Below are 12854 nucleotides of genomic sequence, written 5' to 3' on the forward strand. Positions count from 1 at the left end.
TCAATAATTATTTTAATTAACACATGAAAATACAAAAGATTTTTCATTACGCTTATATTATTTTTGCAGCACTATTTGTTTACGATGCCATTACAAAATGGTCAGACGATAGAAACAAAGCTTACATGTTATTACTTTTTGCAGCCTTAGCAACCTTTATGTTTTTCTTTAGGAAGCGTTTTAGTAAAAAGATGGAAGACAATAACAATAAATAATTTATGACTGCTGACTTAGTCATTATTATAACTACACTCATATTATCTGCTTTTTTCTCAGGGATGGAAATTGCATATGTTTCTTCCAATAAAATTCATATCGAGTTAGAGAAAAAACAAGGTGATTTCTTAGGGAAAATATTAGATAAACTTACGGCTAAACCTTCCAAATATATTGCAACCATGCTTATTGGTAATAATATAGCATTGGTTATTTATGGTCTTAAAATGGGTGAAGTCTTGGTAAATTGGTTTAATTCCATGCTGCCTTCAGACAGTCCTATTTTAAGTTATTTGTTTGTAGATCTTCAGTTGCTATCTCAAACCGTAATTTCTACATTAGTTATTTTAGTTACAGCAGAATTCTTACCAAAAGTATTTTTTCAGATTTATGCCAACACCTTATTAAAGGTTTTAGCTTTTCCTACCTATATTTTTTATGTTATATTTTCATGGATTTCAGATTTTATAATTTGGATTTCAGAAGCTGTTTTAAAATACATATTTAGAGCAGAAGGTGAAGATGTTGTACTTGCAATGACCAAAGTAGAACTTGGTAATTATATTACAGAGCAAATGGAATCTGTTGATGATGGTGATGATGTAGATAGTGAAATTCAAATATTTCAGAATGCATTAGAATTTTCAGGTGTAAAAGCAAGAGAGGTGATGGTGCCTCGTACCGAAATTACATGTGTAGATGTTTCAGATAGTATAGAGAATCTAAGACGACTTTTTATTGAAACAGGTCGGACTAAAGTTATTATTTATAAAGATAATATAGATGATATATTAGGTTATGTACATTCATTTGAATTGTTTAAAAAACCTAAAACAATCAGTTCTGTAATTATGCCTGTCGGTTTTGTACCAGAAACAATTCTTGTTAAAGATGTCTTGAGCATTTTAATTAAGAAACGTCGTAGTATGGCCGTAGTTATTGATGAGTATGGTGGGACTTCTGGAATAATGACTGTTGAAGATATTATTGAAGAGTTAGTTGGTGAGATTGAAGATGAGCATGATACTGTAGAAATGGTAGAAGAGCAATTAAGTGAAAATACGTATAAGTTTTCTGCGAGATTAGAAGTTGACTACGTTAATGAAACCTATAAGTTGAATCTTCCCAAAAATGAAAATTATGAAACTTTAGGAGGATTAATTGTACATGAGACCGAAGGTATTCCGGAAGAAAATGATGATGTACAAATAGAAAATTTTAAGTTTACAGTAACTGAAGTTTCCTCTACGAAAATTGACGAAGTCATCTTAAAAGTCTTCGATGTCGATTAGTGATTATGTCATTATTTTTTAAATTATTAGCGCTCTATAACCGCTAGAAATTTCAATCTATTTCAGTAATTTTTTAAAGGTCTATAAAAACTAAACTTCTCCTTTTATTATTTGCTAGAATATGTTATTTTCGCACACTTATTTATACCAAATTAAAGAGGATACAAAAAGACTATGGCAGTTTTAAATAAAATTAGACAGCGCTCACTGATATTAATATTAGTAATCGCATTAGCGTTATTTTCATTCGTAATTGGAGATTTATTCAAGAATTCTGATGCCTTAACAGGTGGTTCGCAAGATGTTGTTGCTACAATTAATGGAACAGACATCAATAGAGTAGAATTTCAACAAAAAGTAAAAAACTATCAAGATAGATCTGGAGGAAGACAAACTTCTACACAGTCTATGAATGCTATTTACAGTCAAGAACTTCGTAGAATTGTTCTAGAGTCTGAGTTTGAAGAATTAGGATTGTCTGTTGAAAAAGACGAAATGAGAGATTTGTTGAAACTTAGTTTTTCTTCATATCCAGAATTTCAAGATGCAAACGGTAACTTTGATGTTAATCGTTTAAATGCATTTATTGCAAACTTGAAAGATTTAAATGGAGAAACTGCTCCTTTAGGTAACTTTTTAGTAAACTATGATAGTTGGACAAATAATGAGCAAACTATTGCAGTTAGTGCTAAACAACAAACATATTATAATTTAGTTAAAGCAGGTCTTAGTGCTACGATCTCTGAAGCTGAAGAAGAATATTTTGGAGATGCAAAAACTGTAGATATTAAATATTTACAAATACCTTACACTACTATAGATGATAGTACGGTTGAAGTTTCTAAAAGCGATATTACTGCTTACATGAAAAATCATGAAGCAACTTACAAAACTGATGCAACTACAGAAGTTGTTTATGTAGAGTTTAAAGAAGAAGCTTCTAAAGCTGATGAAGATAAAATAAAAGCTGATTTGTTAGCTTTAAAATCTGATAGAACAGAATATAATGAGAATAGTAAGAATAGTGAAACTATTCCTGGTTTTGATTCAGCTACAGATATTGAAGAATTTGTAAATTCTTATTCTGAAGTAAAATATTATGATGCCTTTTTAAGAGCAGCACAATTACCAACCGTAGCTAAAGATACTTTAATGAATTTAGCTATTGGTCAATATTACGGACCTTATAAAGACGGTGAATTCTATAAATTATCTAAAATTGTTGATGCTAAACAATTACCAGATTCAGTTAATGTTCGTCATATTTTAATTCCACATGTTGGAGGACAAAGAGCAGATGCTTCTGTTACTAAGACTCCAGAGCAAGCTAAAGCTACAGCAGATAGTATTTATGCTGCAATTAAAGGAGGAACTAAATTTATGGATTTATTAGATCTATCTTCTGATAAAGTAAGTAATGAGCAAGATGGTGAAATTGAGTTTGATTATTTAGCAGGAATGGCACCAGAATTTAAAGCTTATGCTTTTGATAATAAAGAAGGAGATATAGCTGTTGTTCAAACATCTTTTGGATACCATATTATAGAGATATTAGAACAAAAAAGTTTTAATAAAGCGATTAAAGTAGCAACTATAGCTAGTAAGATTGAGCCTTCAGATGAAACACTACAAAATGTGTTTAATACAATGTCTAAATTTGAAATAGCTATAAAAGATGGTGATTTTAATGCTCTTGCTAAAGAAGGTAACTTAACTGTGAAGCCTATTACTTTTAATGCATTGGATGAAAATATTCCTGGATTAGGAAGTCAAAGAGAAGTGGTACGTTGGTCTTTTGAAGATGATACAGAAGCTGGTGATTATAAAAATTTCCCAATCTCTAACTTTGGATTTATTGTAGCTAAAGTAGTAGAAAAAAGAGAGGCTGGTTTAATGAGTACAGAAGATGCTTCTATAACTGCTTTACCTGAAATTAGAAAAGAAAAGAAAGCGAAGTTAATTCGTGAAAAATTAAGTGCAACTACTGTTGTTGATATAGCAAAAAATCAAGGACAGAGTCCAAGAACAGCTGCTGCGCTTACTATTAATAATACAACTTTATCAGGAGCAGGTGTTGAGCCTAAAGTTATTGGAGCTGCATTTGGTTTAGCTCAAGGTGCTACTTCTAAACCTATTGATGGTGAAAAAGGTGTTTATGTAATTGAAGTTACTAAAGTTACTGAGGCAACAAAATTAGAAAACTATACTGCTATTATGAACAGATTAAACTCTGAACGTAGAAACACGGTACAGACTGAAGTATTTAAAGCTTTAGAAAATGCTGCTGAAATTGAAGATAATAGAGCAAAAACGGTATACTAACCGTATAGAATTAATAGTATTAAAAAAGGCTTTACATTTCTGTAAAGCCTTTTTTTTATGTCAATAGTTTTGTCTAAAGTGTGTGTGTGTTGAATTACTTCTATTAAGAGCTAAAACGCTTTATAATACCATCTCTTTGTATGAAATTACAGTATCATAACCACGATCATTAAAGTACGATGTAGGGTTTTTTTCTGATGTTACCATAACAAAATCTCCACCCCAAGCCCCTAAACTCTTTACGGCGCCTTTAAAGTCAGAAAACAAGCGTGATTTAATAGATTCGTGTTGAATTAATTTTGAAATTATAGTTTCATGATTTTCAATTAAGCTTTCAAATTCTGTAAGGGAAGTACAAGAAATCATTGTTTCGGTTATAGCGTTAATATCATTTATGGTATCAGTATTAACTTTTCCAAGTTTCTTATAGGTCGAAATACCATCTCTACTATTTTGCTTTTGATTGAGGTATACAAAATAGAGTTGATCTATAAATTTCGGTTGAAATTTCACAACATCAACTACCGGGTTTGTTTTAGATTTTAATTTAAAAGTTATAGGTGTATCGTTTTGTGCACAGGCAATATCATAACCACTCCCGCCAAATGTTTTTTGTAATAATTGGTAAGCATTTACATTGGCCCAATCTGCCATATTATTAATTAAGGTTGAGGAAGTACCTAAACCCCAAGCCCTGTTAAAATCTTGATGTGTTGTAATATTATAACCTTCTCCTGAAGCTAAAAAATCAGGATTCATATCTCTGATAGCTTTCAGTATTTGAATTAAACGCTCACTTACATCGTTATTAACTTTAGCTATTATGCAAAGTATGTCTGAATCATTTTCGATTAAAAACTCATCTTCAAACCAAACCTCATTAAGCTCATTATAACTTTTCCAATAGATGATGTTTGTAGTGTTGTTTTCAACCGTTAAACTCTGACCGTATTTTGTAGGTATTGCTAAAGCTTTAGCGCCATCTAAAACAGCATATTCTGCTGTGAGTAGTAATTTTCCGTTACTTCGGTAGGTGTGAGAGTGAGAGTTCAAAATGAATGAGATATATGATTTTATTTTACTATGAAACTATGTAGCTTCTAGCCTTTGTTACTTTAAAAAACTATTTCCGCAAAGCTTCAATAGCATCTACAACGGCACTATGCGTTACTGTATGTGTTTTAAAATGCTCCACTAATTTTACTTTTTCTACTTCAGTAGCTTCAAACTGATTTAGAATATTCATTAAATGCATTTTCATATGCCCTTCTTGAATTCCTGTGGTTGTCAATGATTTTACAGCACCAAAATTCTGAGCTAATCCTGCAATAGCAACAATCTGCATTAAATCTTTCGCATTGGGTTTTTGAAGCATTTCCATTGCAAATTTCACTAAAGGATGTAAACTTGTTAAACCACCAACGGTTCCTAAAGCTAATGGAATTTCAATCCAGAATTTAAAGACACCATTATCGATAGAGCAATGTGTTAAACTTGAATATTTACCGTCTTTTGCAGCATAGGCATGCACACCTGCTTCAACGGCTCTAAAATCATTACCTGTTGCTAAAACAACGGCATCAATCCCATTCATTATTCCTTTATTATGCGTAACAGCTCGGTAAGGTTCTATTTCTGCTATGCTAACCGCTTGTTTAAATTTTTGAGCAAATTGTTGCGGATTCGGAATGTCTTTACTTTTTAAATCTTCAATATTACAAGAGACTTCTGCACGCACTAAACATTCTGGTACGTAATTAGAAAGAATACTCATTACAATAGTAATATCCTTTTCGTCTTCTGTAAAATCTTTAAATTGTAACGCTTCTGTTTTAAAACTTGTAGCAAATTGCTCTAAACATGAGTTGATGAAATTTGCCCCCATCGCATCTAAAGTTTCAAACGTAGCATGAAGTTGATAATAGTTGGGCAAATCTTTAGTTTTATTACGTAATTCAATATCTAAAATTCCACCACCTCTACGTTTCATATTTTTTGTGATGGAAGCAGTATCTTCAATTAATTTAGGTTTAACGGCTTTAAAAAATGCTTCAAGTTTAGCGGTATCACCTTCGTATATAAAATGAACTTGACCAATTTTTTCAGTCGAAATGACTTCAGCTTTAAAACCACCGCGTTCTAACCAAAACTTAGCAGCTTTACTAGCAGCGGCTACCACAGAACTTTCTTCAATTGCCATGGGAATAGCATAAAGCGTATCATTTATTAGAAAGTTGGGCGCAACACCTAATGGTAAATAATAGTTGGTAATGGTATTTTCTATAAACTCATCGTGTAACTTTTGTAATTTATCGTCTGAATTCCAATACTGTTGCACAAGTGTCTTAGCGCTATCTTGATCTGTGAAATAGGTGTCTAAAAGCCAATCGATTTTTTCGGATTTAGAAAGCTTTGAAAAGCCTGAAATGATGTTGTGCATATTGGTTTTGTGTTTAAAAAAAACAAAGATACTAGGATTGGTGTAAAATGCTTTAATAATCAATTACAAAAGCCGATTTACTGTTAATAATAGTGGTTTTTTCCATAATTTTTAGTAAACTTGGCATTGCTTTATTAAAATTTAAATTTTAGAAAAAGAGCATGCTAAAAATCCTTTTAAATATGAGGTTTGTTAATAGTAAAAAGCGTGTGATCTTTGGATAATAATAACGATTAACAGATGAAATTGAAACACCTTCCTGCTATTTTTGCCCTTTTAATAACTTCTCTAGTTTTTGCTCAAGAAAAACAAATTACACTTCAAGATATTTGGACAGGTCAATTTAGAACAGAAGGGATGCAAGCTTTGCATTCTATGGCGAATGGAAATCAATATTCTGTTTTGAATTTTGACAGACAAAGCCGAACGTCTACCATTGATATTTACGATTATGTAACTTTGAAAAAAGTGAAAACCTTAATCTCTTCTGCTGATATAGCTGAGATTCAAGGTTTTTTTGATTATAAATTTAATGCAGATGAGTCTAAAATAATTCTGACAACAAAATCAGAGCCTGTTTTTAGACATTCCACTTTAGGTGAATATTATATTTATGATATCGCTTCAAAAAAAGTAACTAAAGTTTCTGATAATTTAGTGCAAGAGCCAACATTATCTCCTGATGGTACTAAAGTAGCTTATGGATTTAATAATGATTTATTCGTTAAAGATTTAAAGTCAGGTGCAATTGAGGTGATTACTACTGATGGAGAAAAGAATAAAATTATAAATGGTATTACGGATTGGGTTTACGAAGAAGAATTTGCTTTTGTAAGAGCTTTTGATTGGAATGCAGATAGTAATCAAATTGCATTTATCCGTTTTGATGAATCTGATGTGCCTGAGTTTTCAATGGATTTTTATGGTTCTGATTTATATCCAACACAACATGTTTTTAAATATCCAAAAGCAGGTGAAGCAAATTCTAAAGTGTCTTTACATTTATACGATTTAAACTCTAAAAATGTAAAAGAGCTTAAAGTCGATAAGGTTTATAAAGATTTTTATATCCCAAGATTAGAATGGACCAATGAAGCTAATGTTTTAAGCGTTCAATTTATGAATCGTCATCAAAATGAATTAGACCTTTGGATGATTGATACTAATACAATGTCTTCAAATAATGTATTAGCAGAAAAAGACAAGGCTTATATTGATGTGACTTTCAACTTAACATTCCTAAAGGATAATAGTTTTATCTGGACAAGCGAATTAGATGGTTTTAATCATATTTATCATTATGCTAAAGACGGAAAGTTAATCAATCAAGTTACTAAAGGCGATTGGGAAGTCACCGATTATTATGGTTTTAATGAGAAGGAAAATACAATCTATTTCCAATCTACGGAGAACGGTTCTATAAATAGAGATGTGTATTCTATAAAATTAAATGGTAAAAGTAAAAAGCGTCTTACTGAGAAAACAGGAACAAATAGTGCGTCTTTTAGTGCGGATTTCACTTATTTTATCAATACGTTTTCAAGTGCAACAAAACCTTATGAGTACACTTTACACCAATCTAAATCGGGTAAGCTAATTAAGAATATTAAGGGTAATAAGAATCTTACAGAACAATTAGAGGGTTATGTAATGTCTGAAAAAGAATTTAGTACTATTTCTATCAATGGGAACGATTTAAATATGTGGACTATAAAACCAAAAGATTTCGATGCTAATAAAGAATATCCATTATTTATGTATCAATATTCTGGTCCAGGCTCTCAGCAAGTGGCTAACCATTGGAATGGTTCTAATGATTATTGGTATCAAATGCTAGCGCAAGAAGGTTACATTGTGGTTTGTATTGATGGTAGAGGAACGGGGTTTAAAGGCGCAGATTTTAAAAAGGTGACGCAAAACGAATTAGGTAAATACGAAGTTGAAGACCAAATAGCAGCAGCTAAACAATTAGGGCAATTAGATTATATTGATGCTTCTAGGATAGGAATATGGGGTTGGAGTTACGGTGGTTTTATGAGTAGTAACGCACTTTTTAAAGGTAATGATGTTTTTAAAATGGCAATTGCGGTAGCGCCTGTTACTAGTTGGAGGTTTTACGATTCTATTTACACAGAACGTTATATGACTACACCTCAAGAGAATCCAAGTGGTTATGATGAAAATTCGCCAATTAATCATGTAGATCAATTAAAAGGGGATTTTCTATTAATTCATGGATCTGGCGATGATAATGTACATGTGCAAAATACTATGCGTATGGTAGAAGCTTTAGTTCAGGCAGACAAGCAGTTTGAATGGATGATATACCCTGATAAAAATCACGGTATTTACGGAGGAAATACAAGATTACATTTATACAAAAAGATGACTAACTTTATCCACGAGACTTTAGGGGATAAACTTGACGTATCAAAAAAATAGAAACCGCTTTTTGTAACTAAACAAAATAACTAACTAAGATTAATATTATGTCAACAGCAACTAAAGAAGTGCATCACAATGAATTATTAGGGCACCCAATAGGTTTATTTATACTGTTTTTTACAGAAATGTGGGAGCGCTTTTCTTATTATGGAATGCGTGGGATTTTAGTGTTGTACATGGCAACATCAGCAACCGCTATTGATCCAGGTTTAGGTTGGTCTAATAAAGATGCAATTTGGTTATACGGTTGGTATACGATGTTAGTATATGTAGCTTCAATTCCAGGAGGATGGATTGCAGATAAATTTCTAGGACAAAAGAAAACCGTAATGTTTGGTGGTTTACTACTTTGTGTTGGTCATGGTGTTTTGGCAATTCCCCAAAGTTGGGCCTTTTTTACAGGTTTAGCATTAATTATTTTAGGAGTTGGTGGACTTAAGCCAAATATTTCTACAATGGTTGGTGGTTTATATAAAGAAGGAGATATTAGACGAGATAGTGGGTTTACTATTTTTTATATCGGTATTAATGTAGGTGCCTTTTTAGCGAGTATTACAGTTGGTTTAGTTGCTTATTATTACGGGTGGCATTATGGGTTTGGTTTAGCTGGTATCGGAATGTTATTTGGTCAAGTTGTATTTATTTGGGGTCAAAAATTCTTAAAAGGAGTTGGTGAATTTACAGGTGGAAGTGAAGCTACAGAAGCAGAACGTTTAGCTTCAAAACGTCCTTTAAGTAAAATTGAAAAAGATAGAGTAATTGTTTTATTAATTTCTTTTTTAATCGTTGTAGTATTTTGGGGAGCTTTTGAGCAAGCTGGAGGACTAATGAATCTTTATACAGATGCTAAAGTAGATAGAAATATAGGATTAAGCTGGTTGCAAGAAATTCCTGCAGCAGTATTTCAATCTTTAAATGCAGGTTACATTATAATCTTCGGAACTATTATTGGTGGATTCTGGATTTGGTGGAAGAAAAGTGGAAGAGAATCTTCTTCATTATTTAAAATGGCAATCGGTACCATTATTATGGGTCTAGGATATGTATTTATGATGTTTGCTTCTCAAGAAGCAAGTTCTGAAACTTTTGGTAAAGCAGCTATGATGTGGATTTTCTTAGCGTATTTATTTCATACTATTGGTGAGTTATGTACATCACCAGTTTCTTTATCTTTCATTACAAAATTAGCACCTTTAAAATATGCTTCTATAATGATGGGAGTTTATTTTGCAGCTACTGGTTTTGGAAACAAATTAGCTGGTACTATTGGAGAGTCTTCTCAATTAGAATCGTTTAGTGGAACAATGGTCGTGAGTAAACAGGGCGTTTTACCGTTTATTTCAAAAGAAACATTTAAAATTAAGGATGATAATAATAAGGTTGTAGATACAAATGATTATCCAATTAATGAGGATAAAAATTTCATTATAAAATCTACTGTATATCCAGAAAATGGTCAGGTTGTATTTAAGGATTTTGAAACAGGTAAGAACTTAAATAGTTTATTTGAATTATCTAAAGGTGAAGATTCAAATACACATCAACTTTTAGAAGCACTAAAAGAAAATAACGTTTCAGAATCTAATCCATATCATGCAAGAATAGTGTTTGAAAAAGATAAGGATAAAGCTCAGATTATTGAAAACAAAGGAGATGGTAAAGATTACGGTGTTTCTTTTGTTTTAGAAGAAGAGCAAAGTGAACAAGAATATGCAACCTTTATGTGGTTAACAATATTTACTGTTGCATTTGGTTTATTATTACTTTTATTCTTGAAGAAATTGAAAAAATTAACTCATGGAGCTGAAGATAATGAACACGAAATCTTAGAGCAAGAGCAATATGAACTTGCTAACCCGGAACTAAACGACTAAATACTACTGCCCTTATGTAACTTTTCTAACATAAGGGTTTTGGTTTACCTAACTAAATTAATTATTTTATGAATACTGATATAGAGAATCTGTTTAAAGACAAAGTCCTTGGGCATCCTGCTGGGCTTTTTGTATTATTTTTTACTGAAATGTGGGAGCGTTTTTCGTTCTACGGAATGCGTGTATTGCTGGTTAATTTTCTTACCATGGCAGCCATTGGTTATAATCCAGGTTGGGAATGGACAGTAGAAAATGCAGGTGCACTTTTTGGTACTTATGCTATGTTACTTTATATCACACCAATTATTGGTGGTTGGCTTGCGGATAAATACACAGGTTATCGTACAGCTGTTATTATTGGTTCATTAATTATGACAGCGGGTCATGCTTCGATGGCTATAGAAACAGAGTTTTCTTTATACTTTGGGTTATTTTTATTAGTAGTTGGTACAGGTTTCTTTAAACCAACTATGACGTCTATTATTTCGGATATGTACAAGAAAAACCCGGAGAAAAAAGATGGTGCATACACTATATATTATATGGGTGTAAATGCAGGAGCTTTTTTCGGAATGATGCTTTGTGGGTATTTAGCTGAGAAAGTAGGTTGGTCTTATGGTTTTGGATTAGCTGGTGTCTTTATGCTTCTTGGAACAATTCAATTTTGGTTATCTGGTCCTTTATTTGGGAAAATAGGAGCTAAGCCATCTAAAGAGCATGAAGTAGAATTACCTCAGAATATAAATGAAGAAAGTGTAGAAGTTGGTGAAGATGATACGGAAGTTGAAGAACGTCCAAATCCTTTTACAACTTTAGATAAAGCATTAATTGTAATATCTTCTATTATTGGTCTTGCTTATGCTATTAATGATCCAATGTCTAAAATTGCGGGTGTAGATATGTTTTCTTTCTTACAGATAGGAGATTTTGAAGGTCAATATACAGCAGTTCTTTTTGCATTAGCGCTATTTTTAATTTTAGTTATCGGACGTATTTTACGTTATACTTCTGTGGTTAGAGATAGAATGATTGCATTTATCATTTTTGCATTCTTTACGGTATTCTTCTGGATGTCTTTTGAGCAAGGTGCATCTTCTTTAGTGATTTTTGCAAGAGATAACGTAGATAGAATGTTAAGTGGTGGAGCGGCAACAATGTTTAATGTCATTAACACATTACTTACTGTTATCCCATTAATTATAATTTCATATGTACTTTTCATTTTATGGAAGAAAACATTCAGTAAGATACCAGGTTCTAATATTGTATTAGTGATTTGTTTCTTATTCATGTGGGGAATTGTAGGTTGGATGTTAAATAGAGATTACAATACTATTGCTTATGATGTTACTTATTCTGCTCTAGAAAAACCAGACTTAGATGATAATGGAATACAAAAAGTAGATAAGGATGGTAAAATGCAATTTTTATATGTTCCAGTATCAGAAAACACAAAGTCAGATGCTACCCATAAAGTTGTAAAACGTACTACTTCTATAGCAGAACCACTAACATTTAATGTAGGTGACAAATTAAATATTGCACCTAAAAATAATGAAGCTACTGAGTTTGGTTTCTTAGATGGAGAGCGTTTAGAGGCTACCAAGAAAAAAGCAGACGAATTAAGTAGGGATAATGGTATTGTAGCAGCAACGGTTACTAAAGTAAGAGAAAACGAAGTTGAAATTACAGTATCATGGTTTAGTATTCTAAATTCATTCTTTATTATAGTATTTGCATCTTTCTTCTCTAAATGGTGGGAAAGTAAATATAACCCTAGTGCAGCTACTAAATATGCGCTTGGTTTAAGTATTATGGGACTAGGATTCGGTTTACTTGCTTTTGGTGCAGCAGGAATAGTAGATGGCGTAAAAGTGAGTATGATTTGGTTGATATTAGCTTACTTATTCCATACACTTGGTGAACTTTGTTTATCTCCTGTTGGTTTATCTTATGTTAGTAAATTAGTACCAGGACGAATGATTGCACTAATGTTTGGTATGTGGTATTTGGCCATTGCTATAGGTAATAAATTAGCAGCGGTATTAGGAGGGCAAATTGAAAATATTACGAAAGAATATAGCTTGTCAACATTCTTCTTAATATTTACTATTGTACCAGTTCTTGCAGGATTATTAATTTTCTTTTTAAATCCTGTGTTAAAGAAATTAATGCATGGTGTACGATAAGTAAAACCGTTAAAAATATCTAAAATGCTCCTGTTTAGGAGCATTTTTTGTAAGTTCGGCTTAATGTTTGCAACAA

The 12854-nt window shown here is 32.0% G+C and carries 8 protein-coding genes; 6 read left to right on the top strand and 2 right to left on the bottom strand.

The annotated features are described in order from the left end of the window. The first annotated feature begins 23 nt into the window (after nt 1-23). From H0I32_RS10425 to H0I32_RS10435, 3 genes are all read left to right on the top strand, one after another. Nucleotides 24-215 carry a hypothetical protein gene (locus tag H0I32_RS10425; protein WP_173586436.1) on the top strand — a complete coding sequence of 64 codons (192 nt, stop codon included), beginning with the start codon at nt 24-26 and terminating at the stop codon, nt 213-215. Between the two features lie 3 nt (nt 216-218). Continuing rightward, the gene (locus tag H0I32_RS10430; protein WP_173586437.1) at nt 219-1508 is read left to right on the top strand and encodes a hemolysin family protein; all 1290 of its coding nucleotides are present in this window, start codon (nt 219-221) and stop codon (nt 1506-1508) included. A 174-nt stretch (nt 1509-1682) separates the two neighbouring features. After that, nucleotides 1683-3830 carry a SurA N-terminal domain-containing protein gene (locus H0I32_RS10435; protein ID WP_179313405.1) on the top strand — a complete coding sequence of 716 codons (2148 nt, stop codon included), beginning with the start codon at nt 1683-1685 and terminating at the stop codon, nt 3828-3830. 120 nt (nt 3831-3950) lie between these two features. On the opposite strand, the gene H0I32_RS10440 is transcribed toward H0I32_RS10435, so the two are convergent. Both H0I32_RS10440 and H0I32_RS10445 read right to left on the bottom strand, forming a co-directional pair. Then, nucleotides 3951-4883, bottom strand: a complete 933-nt coding sequence (locus H0I32_RS10440; protein WP_179313404.1) for a GYDIA family GHMP kinase — start codon at nt 4881-4883, stop codon at nt 3951-3953. A 70-nt stretch (nt 4884-4953) separates the two neighbouring features. Beyond that, nucleotides 4954-6270, bottom strand: coding sequence for a hydroxymethylglutaryl-CoA reductase, degradative (locus tag H0I32_RS10445; RefSeq protein WP_179313403.1), 1317 nt, complete (start codon nt 6268-6270; stop codon nt 4954-4956). Between the two features lie 240 nt (nt 6271-6510). On the opposite strand from H0I32_RS10445, the gene H0I32_RS10450 reads away from it, so the two are divergent. From H0I32_RS10450 to H0I32_RS10460, 3 genes are all read left to right on the top strand, one after another. Further along, complete coding sequence (locus H0I32_RS10450; protein ID WP_179313402.1) at nt 6511-8712, top strand: S9 family peptidase; 2202 nt, start codon at nt 6511-6513, stop codon at nt 8710-8712. Nucleotides 8713-8759: 47 nt separating this feature from the next. Continuing rightward, a complete protein-coding gene (locus H0I32_RS10455) occupies nt 8760-10589 on the top strand; it encodes a peptide MFS transporter (protein ID WP_179313401.1) in 1830 nt (609 codons plus the stop codon). Between the two features lie 68 nt (nt 10590-10657). Further along, nucleotides 10658-12778, top strand: a complete 2121-nt coding sequence (locus H0I32_RS10460) for a peptide MFS transporter (protein ID WP_173586443.1) — start codon at nt 10658-10660, stop codon at nt 12776-12778. Nucleotides 12779-12854 lie beyond the last annotated feature (76 nt).

The sequence above is a fragment of the Winogradskyella sp. HaHa_3_26 genome (assembly GCF_019278425.1).
GTDB lineage: Bacteria > Bacteroidota > Bacteroidia > Flavobacteriales > Flavobacteriaceae > Winogradskyella > Winogradskyella undariae.

Coding starts and splice junctions, on each gene's coding strand:
- H0I32_RS10455 (WP_179313401.1), top strand. CDS start 8,760: ATGTCAACAGCAACTAAAGAAGTGCATCACAATGAATTATTAGGGCAC.
- H0I32_RS10450 (WP_179313402.1), top strand. CDS start 6,511: ATGAAATTGAAACACCTTCCTGCTATTTTTGCCCTTTTAATAACTTCT.
- H0I32_RS10425 (WP_173586436.1), top strand. CDS start 24: ATGAAAATACAAAAGATTTTTCATTACGCTTATATTATTTTTGCAGCA.
- H0I32_RS10445 (WP_179313403.1), bottom strand. CDS start 6,270: ATGCACAACATCATTTCAGGCTTTTCAAAGCTTTCTAAATCCGAAAAA.
- H0I32_RS10430 (WP_173586437.1), top strand. CDS start 219: ATGACTGCTGACTTAGTCATTATTATAACTACACTCATATTATCTGCT.
- H0I32_RS10460 (WP_173586443.1), top strand. CDS start 10,658: ATGAATACTGATATAGAGAATCTGTTTAAAGACAAAGTCCTTGGGCAT.
- H0I32_RS10435 (WP_179313405.1), top strand. CDS start 1,683: ATGGCAGTTTTAAATAAAATTAGACAGCGCTCACTGATATTAATATTA.